General features: G+C 39.0%; 12 protein-coding genes and 3 pseudogenes. 10 read left to right on the top strand and 5 right to left on the bottom strand.

Going from position 1 to position 19867, the window contains the following annotated elements:
* The first annotated feature begins 18 nt into the window (after positions 1 to 18).
* Positions 19 to 1281 carry a beta-ketoacyl-ACP synthase II gene (fabF, locus tag JCM17102_RS07675; protein WP_025074669.1) on the top strand — a complete coding sequence of 421 codons (1263 nt, stop codon included), beginning with the start codon at positions 19 to 21 and terminating at the stop codon, positions 1279 to 1281.
* Positions 1282 to 1284: 3 nt separating this feature from the next.
* Positions 1285 to 2196, top strand: a complete 912-nt coding sequence (rnc, locus tag JCM17102_RS07670) for a ribonuclease III (protein WP_051572835.1) — start codon at positions 1285 to 1287, stop codon at positions 2194 to 2196.
* On the opposite strand, the gene JCM17102_RS07665 is transcribed toward rnc, so the two are convergent.
* Positions 2138 to 3148 (bottom strand): ATP-dependent 6-phosphofructokinase, encoded by a 1011-nt coding sequence (locus JCM17102_RS07665; RefSeq protein WP_025074667.1) that lies wholly within the window; start codon positions 3146 to 3148, stop codon positions 2138 to 2140. The two genes, rnc and JCM17102_RS07665, sit on opposite strands and share 59 nt — an antisense overlap.
* A gap of 136 nt (positions 3149 to 3284) precedes the next feature.
* Here JCM17102_RS07665 and JCM17102_RS26670 point away from each other — a divergent pair.
* Positions 3285 to 4795: pseudogene (locus JCM17102_RS26670) on the top strand (GH3 auxin-responsive promoter family protein).
* A gap of 551 nt (positions 4796 to 5346) precedes the next feature.
* Here JCM17102_RS26670 and mnmA read toward each other — a convergent pair.
* Positions 5347 to 6447 (bottom strand): tRNA 2-thiouridine(34) synthase MnmA, encoded by a 1101-nt coding sequence (gene mnmA, locus JCM17102_RS07655; RefSeq protein WP_025074666.1) that lies wholly within the window; start codon positions 6445 to 6447, stop codon positions 5347 to 5349.
* A gap of 52 nt (positions 6448 to 6499) precedes the next feature.
* Here mnmA and JCM17102_RS26665 point away from each other — a divergent pair.
* The 3 genes and pseudogenes from JCM17102_RS26665 (at position 6500) to cysS (ending at position 12158) form a co-directional block, all read left to right on the top strand.
* Positions 6500 to 9534 (top strand): annotated as a pseudogene (locus JCM17102_RS26665) (DEAD/DEAH box helicase).
* Positions 9535 to 9723: 189 nt separating this feature from the next.
* Positions 9724 to 10530 carry a Cof-type HAD-IIB family hydrolase gene (locus tag JCM17102_RS07645; protein WP_025074665.1) on the top strand — a complete coding sequence of 269 codons (807 nt, stop codon included), beginning with the start codon at positions 9724 to 9726 and terminating at the stop codon, positions 10528 to 10530.
* 146 nt (positions 10531 to 10676) lie between these two features.
* On the top strand, positions 10677 to 12158 hold the full coding sequence (gene cysS, locus JCM17102_RS07640) for a cysteine--tRNA ligase (RefSeq protein WP_025074664.1): 1482 nt from the start codon (positions 10677 to 10679) through the stop codon (positions 12156 to 12158).
* A 138-nt stretch (positions 12159 to 12296) separates the two neighbouring features.
* Here cysS and JCM17102_RS07635 read toward each other — a convergent pair whose 3' ends face one another.
* Complete coding sequence (locus JCM17102_RS07635; protein WP_025074663.1) at positions 12297 to 13274, bottom strand: family 43 glycosylhydrolase; 978 nt, start codon at positions 13272 to 13274, stop codon at positions 12297 to 12299.
* Positions 13275 to 13751: 477 nt separating this feature from the next.
* Between JCM17102_RS07635 and JCM17102_RS07630 the strand changes: the two genes are divergently transcribed.
* The 4 genes from JCM17102_RS07630 to JCM17102_RS07615 all read left to right on the top strand — a co-directional run bounded on the left by JCM17102_RS07630 (position 13752) and on the right by JCM17102_RS07615 (position 18127).
* Entirely contained in the window at positions 13752 to 14831 is a 1080-nt protein-coding gene (locus tag JCM17102_RS07630) for a disaccharide 3-dehydrogenase (protein ID WP_025074662.1), read from the top strand.
* A gap of 35 nt (positions 14832 to 14866) precedes the next feature.
* Positions 14867 to 16345: a glycoside 3-dehydrogenase gene (locus JCM17102_RS07625; protein ID WP_025074661.1), complete on the top strand. Its 1479-nt coding sequence runs from the start codon at positions 14867 to 14869 to the stop codon at positions 16343 to 16345.
* 111 nt (positions 16346 to 16456) lie between these two features.
* Positions 16457 to 17335, top strand: coding sequence for a 3-keto-disaccharide hydrolase (locus JCM17102_RS07620; protein ID WP_025074660.1), 879 nt, complete (start codon positions 16457 to 16459; stop codon positions 17333 to 17335).
* A 30-nt stretch (positions 17336 to 17365) separates the two neighbouring features.
* Positions 17366 to 18127 (top strand): 3-keto-disaccharide hydrolase, encoded by a 762-nt coding sequence (locus tag JCM17102_RS07615; RefSeq protein ID WP_025074659.1) that lies wholly within the window; start codon positions 17366 to 17368, stop codon positions 18125 to 18127.
* Between the two features lie 77 nt (positions 18128 to 18204).
* Here the strand turns inward: JCM17102_RS07615 and JCM17102_RS32665 are convergent, their stop codons facing one another.
* Positions 18205 to 18801, bottom strand: a complete 597-nt coding sequence (locus JCM17102_RS32665) for a DUF6377 domain-containing protein (RefSeq protein ID WP_506256220.1) — start codon at positions 18799 to 18801, stop codon at positions 18205 to 18207.
* A gap of 204 nt (positions 18802 to 19005) precedes the next feature.
* Positions 19006 to 19694: pseudogene (locus JCM17102_RS32660) on the bottom strand (SusR-related protein); the annotation flags it as partial.
* Positions 19695 to 19867 lie beyond the last annotated feature (173 nt).

The raw sequence follows: 19867 nt of genomic DNA, 5'->3' as shown, positions 1-19867 counted from the left end.
TCATCCGATTTCATCAATATGGAATTAAAAAGAGTGGTAGTAACAGGTCTTGGCGCCATTACTCCCGTTGGCAATAACGTTTCCGAATTCTGGGAAAACCTTGTGAACGGGGTTAGTGGAGCAGGGCCTATTACTCATTTTGATGCGTCGCTGTTCAAGACTCAATTCGCATGCGAAGTAAAAAACTTCGAGGTGACGAAATATATCGACCGCAAAGAGGCAAGAAAGATGGATCTGTATACGCAGTATGCCATTGCTGTTGCCAAAGAAGCTGTTGAAGATTCCGGTCTTGACACTGAAAAAGAAGACCTGAACAGAATCGGTGTTATTTTTGGCGCCGGTATCGGTGGTATACATACATTTGAAGAAGAAGTAGGCAACTACTACACCCGTCAGGAAATGGGTCCGAAATTCAATCCGTTCTTCATCCCAAAGATGATCTCGGATATTGCAGCCGGACAAATTTCTATTATGTATGGTTTCCATGGTCCTAATTATGCGACTTGTTCAGCATGTGCAACTTCTACCAATGCCATTGCCGATGCTTTCAACCTGATTCGTCTGGGAAAAGCAAACGTAATTGTATCCGGTGGTTCCGAAGCGGCTATCTTCCCTGCCGGTGTAGGTGGCTTCAACGCTATGCACGCTCTATCAACTCGTAACGACGATGCAACGAAAGCTTCACGCCCGTTCAGTGCAAGCCGCGATGGTTTCGTAATGGGCGAAGGTGGTGGTTGCTTGATCCTGGAAGAACTGGAACACGCTAAAGCTCGTGGTGCAAAAATCTATGCAGAAATTGCCGGTGTAGGTATGTCGGCTGATGCTCATCACCTGACAGCTTCTCATCCTGAAGGCCTTGGTGCCAAACTGGTAATGAGAAATGCGTTGGAAGATGCAGAAATGGACCCGAAAGAAGTAGATTACATTAATGTACACGGAACATCTACTCCGGTGGGTGATATTTCTGAAGCCAAAGCTATTAAAGAAGTGTTCGGTGATCATGCCTATGAACTGAACATCAGTTCTACAAAATCTATGACAGGCCACTTGCTGGGTGCTGCCGGTGCGGTAGAATCTATTGCAAGTATCCTTGCTATCAAGAACGGTATCGTTCCTCCGACTATCAACCATGAAGAAGGTGACAATGACGAGAACATCGATTATGACCTTAATTTCACGTTCAACAAAGCTCAGAAACGCGAAGTTAATGTTGCCTTGTCCAATACATTCGGATTTGGCGGTCACAATGCATGTGTTATCTTCAAGAAATACGCAGAGTAAATCGTGTTACGTAACAAAATAGATAAGATAAGACTCTTGTTTCGTAAGAATAGAGAGTCTTATCTTTGTTTTTACCGGATACTTGGATTTTATCCACATAATATCCATATCTACGAACAGGCACTCTTGCACAAGTCAACTTCTCTCCGTTCGGAAAAAGGGCGACCTTTGAATAACGAACGATTGGAGTTTTTAGGTGACGCCATCCTCGACGCCATCGTAGGAGATATTGTCTATAAACGTTTCGAAGGAAAAAGAGAAGGCTTTCTCACAAATACACGTTCTAAAATCGTACAGCGGGAGACTTTGAACAAACTTGCCGTAGAAATCGGCCTGGACAAACTTATCAAATATTCTACCCGTTCTTCTTCACACAACAGTTATATGTACGGTAATGCTTTTGAAGCATTTATCGGTGCCATTTACTTGGATCAGGGATATGAACGTTGCAAACAGTTTATGGAGCAACGAATTATCAACCGATATATCGATCTGGATATTATCTCGCGCAAAGAAGTAAATTTCAAATCGAAACTCATCGAATGGAGCCAGAAAAATAAAATGGAGGTTTCGTTTGAGTTGATAGAACAGTTCCTCGATCACGACTGTAATCCTGTTTTCCAAACTGAGATACGCATTGAAGGACTTCCTGCAGGAACAGGCACAGGATATTCGAAAAAAGAATCTCAGCAGAATGCTGCACATATGGCCATCAGAAAGGTGAAAGATACAGCCTTCATTACGTCCGTCAATGAAGCTAAAACGCTACGGATTACGCCAGCACAAACAGAAGTAATACTGGAAATAGAAACGCCTGAATTAGAAGATAAGTTACCGGAAGAAGCTTTGACAGAGCCTATCCAAAGCAAATCCCCATGCGACGACCCTGAATCACCAGATCGTGATCCTCAGTAACTAATTTCAGTTTGCCTGCCACTTCTTCAAGAGGAATGGACGAAATCTCGTTCCCCTGTAAAGACACCATACGTCCAAATTGCCCATTAGCAATAAGTTCCGTAGCATGACCTCCCATCCGGGTAGAAAGATTACGGTCAAAAGGAGTAGGTGAACCGCCCCGCTGGATATATCCAAGTACAGTTTCACGAGTTTCGATGCCTGTCTCATATTCTATTTCCTGAGCAATAAACTCAGCAGCACGTTTACGTCCGTCAGTCCGAATACCTTCCGCCACCACAACAATAGAATAAGGCTTTCCTTTTTTCAATCTTTCCAGAATGGTGTTTCCAATGGTTTTAATATTATAAGGAATTTCAGGCACCAGAATCACATCACCACCACCTGCCATACCCGAATATAAAGCAATCCATCCGGCTTTATGCCCCATCACCTCAATTACCATCACTCTTTTATGCGAACTTGCGGTAGAATGCAGACGGTCGATTGCATCGGTAGCAATGCTTACTGCCGAGTCGAATCCAAAAGAAATATCCGTCCCCCAGATATCGTTGTCTATTGTTTTGGGCACAGATACGATATTTACGCCCAAAGCTGCAAATTTAGCTGCTGTTTTCTGAGTTCCATTTCCTCCGATACAAACCACGCAATCCAAGCCCATTTCCTGAATATTATGTAAAATAAGTCCGGGTTTATCAACATCCGAAACGACTCCTCCTTTCTTAAAAGGTTTTTCACGAGAAGTACCCAACATAGTTCCGCCGAGATTGAGCAGTCCGGACAACGACTTATCGTTAAAAGACTCTACATCTTTTGTTAGGAGCCCTTGAAAACCACTATGAATACCTATTACTTCCATTCCATAATAATTAATTGCTGTTTTGCAAACACCACGAATCGTAGCATTTATACCGGGACAGTCTCCTCCAGAAGTCAGGATTCCAATTCTCATTGTCGTTTTTTTTAGTCAATAATTCGGGAATTATATGAAACACGTTAATTTTAACGATTATTTCCGTCGTAAAGATAGAAAAAAAAGATAAATAAGGTTACTTTTGCACGACTAAACATTATATGTTAAAGCAGAAATGAATATTACAAAAATCATAAGTAAAACTTTCGACTCCCGTTTAAAACAAATAGATCTTTACGCTACTCAAGCTAGCGATATACAGCACCGGGTGCTGAACCGTTTGATAACCCAAGCTGCTCAAACAGAATGGGGAAAGAAATATGATTATTCCTCTATCCGCAGTTATGAAGATTTCAGAAAGCGTATTCCAATACAGACTTACGAAGAAATCAAACCGTATGTAGAACGTTTACGCGCAGGAGAGCAAAACCTGCTTTGGCCTTCGGAAATCCGTTGGTTTGCCAAATCATCCGGTACCACAAATGATAAAAGTAAATTTCTTCCTGTCAGTCAAGAGGCGTTGGAGGATATTCACTACAGAGGAGGGAAAGATGCTGCTGCACTTTATTTCCGTATCAACCGAATAGTCACTTCTTTTCCGGAAAAGGATTGATTTTGGGTGGTAGCCACAGCCCAAATTTGAATTCCAATCATAGTTTAGTAGGAGATCTGTCGGCTATTCTTATTCAAAATGTTAATCCGCTGATTAATTTTATTCGTGTTCCCAGCAAGAAAATCGCATTGATGAGCGAATGGGAGACTAAGATTGAAGCGATTGCTAATAGTACAATTCCGGCAAATGTGACCAGTTTATCGGGTGTACCCTCGTGGATGCTAGTACTGATTAAACGTATTCTCGAGAAAACAGGAAAACAGACATTAGAAGAGGTATGGCCTAACTTGGAGGTATTCTTCCATGGCGGAGTATCTTTTACTCCTTATCGCGAACAATATAAGCAAGTCATTCACTCACCGAAAATGCACTATGTAGAAACATATAATGCTTCTGAAGGATATTTCGGTACACAAAACGATCTTTCCGACCCGGCTATGCTATTGATGATTGATTACGGAATTTTCTATGAGTTTATTCCACTGGAAGACGTCGATAAGGAAAACCCACGTGTATATTGTCTGGAAGAGGTGGAACTCAACAAAAATTATGCATTGGTTATTTCTACTTCCTGCGGTTTATGGCGATATATGATTGGTGATACAGTGAAGTTTACCAACAAGAATCCATATAAATTTGTCATCACAGGACGGACTAAACATTTTATCAATGCTTTTGGAGAAGAATTGATCGTTGATAATGCTGAAAAAGGGTTAGCTAAGGCTTGTGCTGCAACAGGAGCCCAAGTGAGCGAATATTCAGCAGCTCCGGTTTTTATGGATGAGAATGCTAAATGTCGTCATCAATGGTTGATTGAATTTGCTAAAATGCCGGATTCGGTAGAAAAATTCGCTGCTGTTTTGGATGCAACATTGAAAGAAGTAAACTCTGACTATGAGGCAAAACGCTGGAAAGATATTGCTTTGCAACCTTTAGAGGTAATCACGGCTCGTCCGGGACTGTTTCATGATTGGTTGGCACAAAAAGGGAAATTGGGAGGACAGCATAAAGTGCCCCGATTAAGTAATACGCGAGAATATATCGAGCAAATGTTACCTCTCAATAACGAATAGCAACTAATAACAAGATATATCGAAAAGAGCCATTGTGCTTATTAAGACAAACCACTAATAATATTCACAGTTATAGTAAGTTCCAATAGATGATACTTTCAGTTTCAAGCTTCGAAACTAAATGTTTCAACTATTGGAACTATTTGTTTCATGGCTTGAAACTAAATGTTTCATATAAGGAAACCAATGGTTTCAAGCACTTGAAACTTTTAGTTTCATAGGCTGAAACAAGTGATTATAATTGATCGGATATCGTGTATTAATAGTTATTATTATAAAGTATTAATAGTTATCATGCAGAATCTCAATAGTTATTATATAGAGTATTAATGACTATTACTCAGAAGTTTAATAGCTGACGTACAGAATATTAGCATTATTTAGTTTAACCGGATAACCAGAATCTGAACGATATATTATAGTGCAAGATAAAAGATCCTGCACACATCTGCAACAGCATCTTGCACACCATTAGCACATTGTATATCAACAATATATAAGCAAACTTGTGTAGGTTGCAGATAAATTTTATAAAAACAAACTTTATGGTATCAGCGAGAAGATACAATTATTCCTCCTCCCAATAACAATCCATCTTTATAGAATGCAGCAGCTTGTCCGGGTGCAACAGCCGCTAGTGGTTCGTGAAGATGAATATACAATAAATTATCAGAAGTAATGGTTACCGTACAATGGTTTTCTTGTTTACGATATCGTATTTTCACAATAACATCATGGTTATTCAACAAACGTTCCTCATTTACGATATTCCAATCCTTTAAAAACATTTCTGTTTTTTCCAAAGTCTGAAGAGATGAAAGAACTACTTCATTCGTTTCCGGAAAAATCTCTTTCACAAAGACGGGACGATTTAGATGAATTCCCAATCCCCTACGTTGCCCAATCGTATAAAAAGGATAACCCTCGTGCCATGCAATAAAATTTCCCTTTTCATCGATAAACTTTCCACGTTTTAAACTATGAAACTGGAAATGATCATTTCTATCCTGCGATTGACTACCATTTCTTCTTAACCATTCTTTTAAAAAACTCCTATAATCCATCGGGCAAAAACAAACACCTATACTATCCCTTTTCATCGCTACTTTTCGGAATCCATGTTCAGCTGCAAAAGCCCTTGCCTCAACTTTAGTAATATCTCCCATAGGCAACAACATTCTTTGAAGGATATCTTGTTTTAATCCCCATAAAAAGAAAGTCTGATCCTTATCCGAGTCGGCAGCATAAGTTAAATAATAGGTATTTTCCTTTTTAACCTTACGAACATAATGTCCGGTAGCAATATGAAAAATTCCCATTTCATCGGCAATTTTAGCAAGTAATGGCCATTTCAGCAGATTGTTACATAACGTACAGGGGACAGGTGTATGCCCCAACATGTATTCCTGAACAAAATATTCAATAATTTGCTGGTGAAATATCTCCCGCACATCATAAGTGATATGCTGTATTCCCAAACGTTCCGCTAACCTACGAGCATCCTCCAAATATTCGGTAGAATCATTGAGTTCATAAAAACGAAAGGTCACACCAGTCACCTCATATCCGGCTTCCAGCAGTCGCATTGCAGCGACAGAACTATCTGTTCCGCCACTCATACCTAACAGCACACGTTTGTTTTCTTCCATCATGCTGCAAAATTAAGTATTTTCCCGTATCTTTGTTGATTCAAGCCTAAAGAGAATGAAACAGAAAACAACTATCGGACAAGTTATTATCGTTTTATCAGAACATCCCGTACTCGGTGTGTTATTGATACCGTACATCGCGGAAAGGCAGGACAATGAAACTGTGTGCCTGATAGAACAAGCATTCCATGCTTCTCCTGAAGCAGTTTCCCGTATGTCTGACGCAGAACGCGAGGCAATTGACATCGCTTCACATTATACAGAAAAGTACCTAATGGGTGTTTACTCGCGAGAAGAAACAGTATCACGTTTCCTTCATAAGTTGTCCGAAGATAGGGACCGATTCAAGAACAATATCCGCCCATTCATCGAAAAGAAACTCCAGGAAATGCTGGAACTAATCAGAAAAGCCAATCTTCTTTTTTATCAAAAACCGCCCGGAAGTAAAATATTATATGCCCACCACGCTTACCATGTTCACCCACATGATGTCGAAAGTCGTTTCACTTTCCATATTGACGAAAAAACTTTCCGATATGAATTGCAATGCTTTTACAAAGGACAATCCTTCTCTTTAACTGAGCAAAAACCTGTTATTGTGCTGACTTCCTCACCTTCGGCTTTACTATTAGGTATGGAACTATACTTTTTCCCTCATATTGAAAGTACGCGGATTTTACCTTTTACAAAAAAGAGAACAATTAGTGCAGATATATCGCAGATTGAAAAGTATATTGATAATATTGTAATACCAATAGCACGTTATCACGATATCGCCACATATGGTCTGGATATCACTGAAGAGAAGCGTAACTGTAAAGCAGTACTTACTTTGGAAGATACAGTTTACGATGAACAATTGCTAAAACTCGGTTTCCTTTACGGCAATCAATCATTTAATCCTGATTTTGCCCATGAAATGAAGAAAATCGTTTACCGTAAAGAATCCGGTGAAATCGCCTTTTTTCAACGGCATGGTGCTTCTGAAAAGAGAGCAATACGGTTACTAACCCAAGCTGGTTTGCAACAAATCAGTGATGTCCATTTCAAGCTATCACCCGATAGTCCCGAAAAAACAATCACCGAATGGATTCATCAAAACAGAGAGATGTTGAAACATTCTTTCTTATTAACCAATAATAAAAAGAATACTCATTATTGTCTGGATGAAATCCAAATTGAGCAAAATTGCGACGATGGCCCGGATTGGTTCGAATTACGTATCACTGTGGTCATCGGTACAATGCGCATCCCTTTTTCACGTTTCCGCAAACACATTCTTGAAGAAAAAAAAGAATTTCTACTGCCTAACGGACAGATGTTTCTTTTGCCTGACGAATGGTTCAGCAAATATGGCAATCTGTTGGAGATGGGGGATCAAACAGAAAAAGGAATACGATTAAAGCATGCATTCATCGGTGCTGTACAGTCGGCCTTAGACGAAAATGGATTAAAAAGGTTTCCTAATAAAATTCAGATCAAAGGCATTCAGGTGCCGGAAGGCTCAAAGCGCAGCTACGTCCTTACCAGCAAAAAGGGTTTTCATGGATGGTACAACTCAACGAACAAGGATTCGGAGGATGTCTTGCAGATGACATGGGACTCGGTAAGACACTCCAGACTCTAACCTTATTACAATATATTTATAAGCCACTGACTTCGGATACAACTCATCAGGAAATAGCCACCATCTCATCCACATCTATTGAGAAACAGCAACCAACGAGTGATCCGACAGGACAATTCTCTCTATTCGGCTTCGATAACGAAGATGAATTGTTACCGGATGTGCGCGAAATAAGAGAAAAGAATATAGTCGTAACCGACCCTCGTCCGATAAAGAAACAGGCGCCCCGAAAGCCGGCAACTCTCATTGTTGTACCGACTTCTTTACTTCACAACTGGCACAGGGAAGCGAAACGCTTCACCACGCTTTCAATGACTGAATACAACAGTACAACAGTCATCCCTAAAGAACATCCGGAACGATTTTTCAGTCGTTTTCATCTGATATTTACGACGTATGGAATGATGCGAAACAACATTGAAACACTCCGTTCCTACTGTTTTGAATATATTGTACTAGATGAAAGCCAAAATATTAAAAACAGTGATTCGCTTACTTTTCGGGCGACCATACAGTTGCAAAGCAAACATCGGCTAGTCCTTACCGGTACTCCTATCGAAAACTCACTCAAAGATTTATGGGCGCAATTCCGTTTCCTCCAACCGGATTTATTAGGAGAAGAGAACGTTTTCCAAAAACAATTTATTACTCCAATCCGTCAAGGAAACACGCGAATAGAAGGGCGATTACAACAATTGACTTCACCCTTTATCCTAAGAAGAAGTAAAAAAGAGGTGGCTCCCGAACTTCCACCTCTAACAGAAGAAACCATCTTCTGTGATATGACTGAAGAACAACATAATTATTACGAGCAAGAAAAGAATAGTTTGCGTAACATATTGTTGCAACAACCTCAACATATAGACAGATTCCACTCCTTTAGTATACTGAACGGAATCTTGCGTCTCCGCCAGTTATCTTGCCATCCTCAACTCGTTTTTCCCGATTTCACCGGAATATCAGGAAAAGTGGAACAAATCATAGAAACCTTCGACACCTTACAAAGTGAAGGACATAAAGTACTGATTTTCTCTTCCTTTGTCAGACATCTGGAAATCATAGCTGAAGCTTTCAAAAAACGGAACTGGAAATACGCCCTATTGACAGGTTCCACCAACAACCGTCCTTCTGAAATTGCCCATTTCACCGATCAAAAGGATGTACAAGCGTTTCTCATTTCCTTGAAAGCTGGTGGGGTTGGACTTAACCTTACCCAAGCAGACTATGTATTTATCATTGACCCTTGGTGGAACCCGGCTGCCGAAGCACAAGCCATTGCCCGCGCTCATCGCATTGGTCAAGACAAACAAGTAATCGCATACCGTTTCATCACTCAAAACAGTATCGAAGAAAAGATTCTCCACCTGCAAGATAAGAAACGAAAACTAGCAGAAACATTTATTGCAGATAGTGATACTTTACCCACATTTACTAATGAACAATGGGCAGATTTACTGGATTAATTATTTTGAGTTGGAATCAACTTATATCAATCACGCCTGACATCTCAACTTATCTCTTTCTGTGTATAAAAAGTAGGACCTCAACCATGGAAGCCACAATCAATCGATTCAGGAAAAACAGGTAACTTTCTATATACAGCCTTGCAACAATGCTTTTTTACTTTATCTTTGCACCCAAAATAACACTACATGAAATACAAACTTATCGTACTTGACCTTGACGGAACGCTCACCAATTCCAAAAAAGAAATTACTCCCCGTAACCGGGAAACATTGATACGCATCCAACAACAAGGTATCCGGCTAGTCTTGGCTTCGGGACGACCGACCTATGGCATTGTGCCATTGGCGAATGAACTGCGTATGGATGAATACGGAGGATTTATCTTATCCTACAACGGCGGAGAAATTATTAACTGGGAAACCAAAGAAATGATATACGAAAATGTGTTGCCAAACGAGGTCGTTCCAGTGCTTTATGAATGTGCCCGTACTCATCATCTCAGTATATTGACGTATGACGGTGCAGAAATCGTAACCGAGAACTCTCAAGATACGTATGTTCAAAAAGAAGCTTTCCTCAATAAAATGGCTATACGAGAAACAAATGATTTCCTTACAGATATTACCCTTCCCGTAGCTAAATGCCTTATTGTTGGAGATGCAAATAAGCTGATCCCTCTAGAATCGGAGTTGTGCATCCGGCTGCAAGGTAAAATCAATGTATTCCGTTCAGAACCCTATTTCCTCGAATTAGTGCCACAAGGTATTGATAAAGCATTGTCTCTTGCTGTATTATTGAAGGAGGCAGGTTTTAAGCAGGAGGAAGTAATAGCAATAGGCGATGGATATAATGATCTTTCCATGATAAAGTTTGCAGGACTAGGCATCGCAATGGGTAATGCACAAGAACCGGTGAAAAAAGTAGCCAATTACATCACCCTGACTAATGAGGAAGACGGAGTAGCCGAAGCCATAGATCACTTCATTCAATAAGAGAAAATAGTTTGTTTCAATAAAAGAAAAAACGACTTCTGATAAATAAACGATAAAAGAACGATAAACAATCATCTTTAAGATACGTTACATATCCAGATTTTATTCTAACTTTGCAAATCCAATTGAATAAATATCAAAATGTTATGGAACATCAATTAACCATTTACAACACGTTAGATAGAAAAAAAGAACTGTTTGTACCTCTTCATACTCCACACGTTGGAATGTATGTATGTGGACCGACCGTTTATGGCGATGCCCATTTGGGACATGCACGCCCTGCTATTACATTCGACGTACTCTTCCGTTACTTGACTCATATAGGATATAAAGTTCGCTATGTACGCAATATTACTGATGTTGGCCACCTGGAACATGACGCCGATGAGGGAGAAGATAAAATCGCCAAGAAAGCACGTCTGGAAGAATTGGAACCGATGGAAGTTGTTCAGTATTACCTGAACCGCTACCATAAAGCAATGGAAGAACTTAACGTACTTTCTCCAAGCATTGAGCCACACGCTTCGGGTCATATCATCGAACAGATTCAGCTTGTACAAAAGATTCTGGATGCAGGTTACGCTTATGAAAGTGAAGGTTCTGTTTACTTCGATGTAGCCAAATACAATAAAGACTACCATTACGGAAAATTATCCGGACGTAACCTAGATGACGTACTGAATACTACCCGCGACCTCGACGGACAAAGTGAAAAACGTAATCCTGCCGACTTCGCCCTTTGGAAGAAAGCGCAACCGGAACATATCATGCGCTGGCCTTCTCCATGGAGTGATGGTTTTCCCGGATGGCATGCCGAATGTACAGCTATGGGACGTAAGTATCTAGGCGAGCATTTTGATATCCACGGAGGAGGTATGGATCTGATCTTCCCTCACCATGAGTGTGAGATTGCACAGTCTGTAGCTTCGCAAGGAGATGACATGGTTCACTACTGGATGCATAACAATATGATTACCATCAACGGAACGAAGATGGGCAAATCTCTTGGTAACTTTATTACGCTGGATGAATTCTTCAACGGTACTCATAAGTTATTGACACAGGCTTATACGCCAATGACCATCCGTTTCTTCATTCTGCAAGCTCACTATCGTAGTACGGTCGATTTCAGCAACGAAGCATTACAGGCTTCGGAAAAAGGTTTATTACGTTTGATGGAAGCAATAGAAGGATTGAAAAAAATAACTCCTGCTGTGAGTACTTCAGAAGGTATTAACGTAAAAGACATCCGTGAGAAATGTTATGAAGCCATGAATGATGACTTAAATACTCCTATCGTTATCGCACAACTATTTGAAGGGGCACGCATCATCAATAACATTATCGCCGGAAATGCAACAATCTCCGCCGAAGACCTGAAAGAGCTAAAAGATACTTTCCACTTATTCTGCTTCGACATTATGGGATTGAAAGAAGAGAAAGGTTCTTCTGACGGTCGTGAAGCTGCTTATGGAAAAGTAGTGGATATGTTACTGGAACAACGTATGAAAGCAAAAGCAAATAAGGACTGGGCTACTTCTGACGAAATCCGTAATACCTTAACCGCACTTGGTTTTGAAGTGAAAGATACAAAGGATGGCTTTGAATGGAGATTGAATAAATAAGAGACTTAATATTTATAACATAAAGATTCCCTTCATTTCACTTCTGATAACAGAGTAGAATGAAGGGAATTTTATTTAGTGAGCCGATATCACAGGCTTTATTTGTCAACTTTACATCTAATTGAATGAAAAAAGCAATTATCTCTTTAAATATGGTTTACCTTTCCTCCAGAATACTTCTTCATTGGTGATATACCATGTCTTGCCATTATCATTGTTACCTTGATAAAACAAATAAGTCCGTCCGTCCAAGTCGTGAAATATATGAGGATGACCGGATTCACTTGAGTTCCACTCTCCAGGCTTTCCGTTAGCAACGAAAGGTTCAGTAAACACTCGTTTCCAATGAATTCCATCTTTACTTTCGGCAACGCCGATCTGTTGAGGTGCATTATTATAAGCTCCCGCGTAAAACATAAATAGTTTCTTTCCTTTTTTTACAATAGAAGCGCCCTCGATACAATCCTTTTCCCAACCCAACTCCGGATAAAGGATGGGAGCATCACATGCCTGTTTCCAATCCTCACGATTAAAACTGGAATTTTTCGGAGCCACAGCAACTCCTTGAAGCTGTACCTTAAAATCTTTATCACGTGATGCAAAATATAGATAATATTTCCCTTTGAATTCACATACTTCAGCATCAATTGCACGCCCACAGTTCCAATCACCAGTTGGATGAAAAATAGGATTGGTAGGATTCCTCTTAAAATTGATACCATCTTCGGAAGTAGCATGGCAAATTGCATCCTTTTCTCTATTACCATAGGTCTGATAAAACAAATGCACTACTCCATCTCTAACCAATGCGCCAGGGGCACACAGTCCTTTCTTTTCATATTCGGCACCAGCAACCGGAGTAATCTCTCCTACTTTTGTCCAATTTATAAGATCATGACTCTCAGCAATACCGATATTCCAACCAGACTGCGGATCGTTCTTGAAAGGTGGAATCGAATAATACATCAAATATCTTCCCTTAAAATTTACTACATGAGGATCTTTAGAATGAGGAATACCAATTCGCGAAGTATCACCATACATCATACGACCGACTTGTGCCTGTACCATCATTGTCATTCCCAAAAGCAGTATAACTACAAGTTTTCTTTTCATATTAAATCTATGTTTGCATATTCTATATTTCCACAAATATACAACCATATTCTACTTTATTCCAAATATTGCTGACAAAACATTCTATGTTCAACATTCCAAGAAATGAAACATGAGCTCAATAAGAAAGATTTTTTTTATTAGGGAATATATATCATATTGTTTCTTTCTCTTTTCCCCAAAAACCATATTTTAAAGCTTGATATTTAGCGTAGAGAACAGAGTAAATCCCAAAAAAGTAGATAAAATAGCATTTTTTTGATTATAAACAATCTACATTTTTTAGCCATTTATTTTTATTATAATATTGATTATAAGTTATTTATATAATTATAGTATCTACATAATCCCATTCATAAAAAATAAAGTGTCTATGTTTCCATTATTTTTGTAATGCAAACCTTTCAAAGTCATCAAGGCTTTCGAAGCAAATATAATAAGGAACTTAAAATCATATCATAGAAAAATATCAAAATTATGGGAACTACACGGATTAAAGTTGGGCTTATAGGCTTTGGCAGAATGGGAGGCTTCTACCTGCAAGAAATGCAGAAGAGTGGAAGATGGGATGTAGCTTACATCTGTGACGTAGATCCAGAAGCTAGAAAACTTGCAAAGAAACTTTCTCCTGAATCACAAGTAGTAGCTGATGAGTTATTAGTATTTAAAGATGAGAGTGTACAAGTAGTAGCACTTTGCACGTTGGCAAACTTCCGAAAAGAACAAATAGAAAAAGCTATTCAATATGGGAAACATATCATATCTGAAAAGCCAATTGCTGATACTGTAGAAAGAGAATGGGACGTCGTAAGAATGACTGAACAGTCAAATGTACTTTCTACCGTTAATTTATATCTTCACAATTCATGGTATCACCACCAAATGAAACAATTCATTGAAGAAGGTGAGCTGGGTGAATTGGCAATCATCAGAATCTGCCACATGACTCCAGGACTTGCACCGGGAGAAGGACATGAATATGAAGGCCCTTCATTCCATGATTGTGGAATGCATTATGTTGATATAGCACACTGGTATGCCGGCAGTAACTACAAAACCTGGCATGCACAAGCCATTGATATGTGGAGCTACAAAGAGCCATGGTGGGTACAATGCCACGGAACCTTTGAAAATGGTATCGTTTTCGATATTACACAAGGATTTGTATATGGCCAGCTCTCAAAAGATCAGACACACAATTCTTATGTCGATCTTATCGGAACGAAAGGTATCGTTCGAATGACTCACGATTTTAAAACTGCTGTCGTTGATTTACATGGAGTTAACAAAACACTCCGGATAGAAAAACCATTCGGCGGAAAAAATATAGATGTGATGTGTGACTTGTTCGCTGACAGTATCGAACAAGGTAAACTATCACCTCAACTTCCTACTTTACGCGATTCTGCTATCGCATCCGAATATGCATGGAAATTCTTACGGGATGCTAAATCACATGAATTACCCGCTATCGGTACTCTGGACACACTTGAACAGATTCGCGAAAGAAGACGCACAATGAAAAACGGTTATGGACTACTAAGAAACAATCGCTAATTTATATTTATAAACAACTTTAAATGTAGAAAATCATGTCAAACATTTCAAGAAGAGACTTTCTGAAGACAGGAGCTGCTGCACTTGCAGGTATAACAATTGCTCCTAGCACTATTTTGGGTAAGAGTCATGGATACACTTCCCCATCCGACAAAATGAATCTTGTTGCCGTTGGTATCGGTGGTATGGGACACGCTAACATCAATGCAGTAAAAGGTACAGAAAACATTATTGGACTCTGTGACGTAGACTGGAAATATGCTAAAGGCGTATTTGATGAGTTCCCAAAAGCTAAAAAATACTATGACTATCGTAAAATGTACGATGAAATGGGCAAATCTATCGATGGTGTTATCATCGCTACTGCTGACCATACTCATGCTATTATTACAGCTGACGCAATGACAATGGGCAAACACGTATATTGCCAAAAGCCATTGACACACTCTGTATATGAATCTCGTTTGCTTACTAAATTGGCTGCTTCTACAGGAGTAGTTACTCAAATGGGTAACCAAGGTTCATCTTCTAAAGATACTGACCTTGTGTGCGAATGGATCTGGAATGGTGAAATTGGTGACGTTACAAAAGTAGAATGTGCTACTGACCGTCCTATTTGGCCTCAAGGATTAAATGCTCCTGAAAAAGAAGACAAAATTCCTAGCACATTGAACTGGGATCTGTTTACCGGACCTGCTAAACTGAACCCGTATAATGCAGTTTATCACCCATGGAACTGGCGTGGATGGTGGGATTATGGAACAGGTGCATTAGGTGATATGGCTTGTCACATTTTACATCAACCATTCAAAGCTTTGAAACTTAATTATCCGACTCGTGTTGAAGGTTCATCTACTTTATTATTGAATGCATGTGCACCACAAGCACAACACGTAAAAATGATTTTCCCTGCACGCGACAACATGGCTAAAGTAGCAATGCCGGAAGTAGAAGTTCATTGGTATGATGGTGGTATGATGCCTGACCGTCCGAAAGGTTTCCCTCAAGGAAAAGAATTGATGGGTCCTGGCGGTGGCTTAACGATCTTCCACGGAACTAAAGATACATTAATTTGCGGTTGCTATGGTCAAAAACCGTTCTTACTTTCAGGTCGTGTACCTAAAGCTCCGGAAGTTTGTCGTCGTGTTACAACTTCTCACGAAATGGACTGGGTACGTGCTTGTAAAGAAAGTCCAGCTAACCGTGTAATGACTAAATCAGACTTCTCTGAAGCTGGTCCATTCAACGAAATGATTGCTATGGGTGTATTGGCTATCCGTTTGCAAGCCCTGAACAAGACATTGGAATGGGACGGAGAAAATATGCGCTTCACTAACATCGGTGAAAATGAAACAATCAAGACTTGTACGAAAGATGGTTTCACTATTCATGACGGTCATCCTTCATTTAACAAGAGCTGGACTGAACCAATGAACGCACAACAGCTTGCTGCTGAACTGATCAAGCATACATATCGTGATGGCTGGAAATTGCCTGATATGCCTAAAATTTAATCAATAACTATTAGAGTTTAACGAAACAATATAACTACTCAGGTAAACGATTGACATTCTGTCTATCTGAGTAGTTATGAAATAATATCATATTCAAGATATAATTATATTATGAAAAAGTATTTTTATACAGTAGCTTGCCTGGCACTTGCAGGAACATTCGCAGCATGTGGAGGTGGTAATAAAAAGACAGCCGATGCTACACAAACTGAAGAATCTGCAACAACTATGCCTGTTTCTTATTCAAAAGCTTTACAGGCTGCTGAAACAGATACATTGACTCTTCCTGTTGACAAAGACGGTTACATAACAATCTTTGACGGAAAGACATTCAATGGATGGCGTGGATATGGCAAAGATAAAGTTCCAGGAAAATGGGTGATTGAAGATGGATGCATCAAATTCAATGGTACTGGCGGCGGTGAAGCACAAGATGCTGACGGTGGTGACCTAATGTTTGCCCATAAGTTTAAAAACTTTGAATTGGAACTTGAATGGAAAGTTTCTAAGGGAGGTAATTCTGGTATTTTCTATTTAGCACAAGAAGTTACTTCTAAAGACGAAAATGGAAATGACAGACTTGAACCGATTTACATCTCAGCTCCTGAATATCAGGTATTAGACAATGCCAACCATCCGGACGCAAAATTGGGAAAAGATAACAATCGTCAATCAGCATCTTTGTACGATATGATTCCGGCAGTTCCTCAGAACTCTAAACCTTACGGAGAATGGAACACAGCTAAAATTATGGTTTATAAAGGTACTGTTATTCATGGACAGAATGGTGAAAATGTAGTAGAATACCACTTATGGACTCCACAATGGACTGAAATGCTTCAGAACAGTAAATTTAGCAAAGAAAAATGGCCTTTGGCATTCGATCTGTTGAACAATTGCGGTGGTCAAAACAGAGAAGGCTTTATTGCTCTTCAGGATCATGGAGACGACGTTTGGTATCGTAACATCCGCGTAAAAGTTCTGGACTAAGAGACCAATTTTACAAAACAAGAATTCATTATGAAAAATAAAATTGTTGCTATAATTGGTTTAGCAGTTCTTGGATGTAACTATGCTTCTGCTCAAGAAAGAATGAAACCAGGAATGTCTGAGTTTTACTCACCAGTTCCTCCGGTTGTCACTCCGGGAGAAGAAATGCGTGGAGGTGGTTTCACTGCACCATCAGATGCTATTATATTATTTGATGGTAAAGACCTTTCTGCTTGGGAAAACTCAAAAGGAGGACCTGCAGAATGGAAAGTGAAAGACGGAGTTATCACTGTAGATAAAAGCAAAGGGGATATTCGGACTAAAGAAAAGTTTGGAAGTTTCCAGTTGCATTTGGAATGGAGAGTTCCTAAAACAATCCAAGGAGAAGGCCAAGCACGTGGAAATAGTGGCGTTTTTCTTCAGGGAATGTATGAAGTACAGATATTGGACAACTACAATAACTCGACATACGTAAACGGACAAGCTGGAAGTATTTATAAACAAACAGCTCCGTTGGCAAATGCAATGCGTAAACCGGGTGAATGGAATGTGTATGATATCATTTATACTGCTCCTGTATTTAAAGAAGATGGTTCGTACAGAGTACGTCCTCAGGTTACTATTATACAGAATGGTGTAGTATTGCAAAACAATACAACCATTTTAGGCACAACAGAGTACATTGGATTTCCGAAAGTTGTAAAACATGGAGAGGGTCCGATCTTGCTGCAAAGCCATGGTGACCCTAGCGAACCTATTAGTTTCCGCAATATTTGGATTCGTAAAATGTAAAATGCTACAATAAAAGATCTATAAATCTAGTTCTTAAGAGGAATTTTCCTTTTAAGAACTAGATTAAGATTTAAAGGTCAAGATGGCATATAAGCTTCAGATCCTATCTTCAAGATTTCGTTCTCAAAATTCTCTTTATCACCAATCGCTTTATTCCTCATTTTAGTACGGTAATTATAAACTGTACTTGTTGAACAACGCAAAAAGTTAGATATTTTTGCTCCGTCGTTAATACCAATACGAATTAAAGCATAAATACGCAGTTCTTTATTTAACAATGTTCCGGCTTTCGGTACAATTCGTTCATCTTCCTTCAACAAAGCATTAAAATCTGTAACAAATGTAGGATATAGATTTAGGAATATACTATCAAAATGACTGTATAAAGCATTTAATTCTTCATCAATATTTGTGGTTGACTTCAGTTTTTTGATCAGCATCTCATAATTTCGGTTAATTGCCAGTTTATATAATGAATTCTGGTATCCTTCCATTCTAGTAATATAATTAGAACATAGATCAAAGAATTGAGCGATAAACTGTTCTTTTACATTGTTTGTTTCCAGCAGTTCATGGTTCTTACAATAAAGTTGGTCATTCACTTTATTCAATGTATTATTAAGTTCCTTCAATTTTGTATTACTGATAGAAAGTGCTTCTTTTATTTGTCTCATCTTTTTAATCTGACGATATGTATAAACAACCAATGCAACTAAAAAGACAAAAAGAGCGGTAATAAGTGTAAGAAATATTATGAGGTTTGACTTAGCCTTAGCTTCTTTTTCCTGATAAGCCGCACTAATAACAGAATAGAATTCGTTAATTTGTGTAGCACGGAACTGTATGCCGGAAGCTCTTGCCTGGTCAATAGCAGCTTGTGTATATTTGAAAGCTTTTGCAAAATCATTATCATTATAATAAATGACAGCTAAATGCTGCAACGAGAAATTCTCACGAGTAACATTCATTATATCGGCTATAGCAGATTGCATATAATACTTCTTTTCCAAATCCGGACGGTTATTTTGCCCACTCAAAGTAGCAAGCGCGCAAGTAATAATAGCATAATCAGGACTACCCTCTTCTTCCGCTGCCAAAAGTTCCAGCAACCGTTTTTCTGCCTCTTTCGGATCTTTGACAGAACGATTGATAACCCCAACCTTATAGTTGATAGAAGACTGGTCAGCATTGCTCAAAAACAGGTTACGGTACATTTCCCTCTGATAACGATATTGATTACTACGTGTTGTCGAAATAGCATAGTACTCCCAGAAACGATAATAAGCGTCATAATAGGCAGATAACAATTCTTTGGACAATTGAGTAGGATCGATATCTTTCAAAAGGAGCTCTGCTTCCCGATACATCCCCCCATAGAATATAACAAAGACAATTTCAAACTAGAATCAATTCCCCACTCTTGTTCTCCCAATGTGATAGCAATACTAATGTTACGTTTGATATAATGGACAGCAGAGTCAATATTAAATTTCCTGTATTCATCGTGCAATTGCAAGTTGACTTTATATTCTTCCAATAGACTGACATCCTTCAGTTTCCGTTTAATCTTTTTAATTTTTTCTTCTTTCCGATTTATAAATTCTTGCTCATGATCAATTAGATTATTCAGTGAATCAGATAATATTTTTTAGTTCATTTTCGCTGTAACTCAATAAACTAAAACTGCAAAATAATAATAGCAAGAGACCTCTCAGAATGTTTATATTTGTATTCATATCT

Origin of the sequence: Bacteroides faecichinchillae JCM 17102 (assembly GCF_000614145.1) — a bacterium.
Taxonomy (GTDB): Bacteria; Bacteroidota; Bacteroidia; order Bacteroidales; family Bacteroidaceae; genus Bacteroides; species Bacteroides faecichinchillae.
This window is presented reverse-complemented; position numbering and strand designations above follow the sequence as displayed.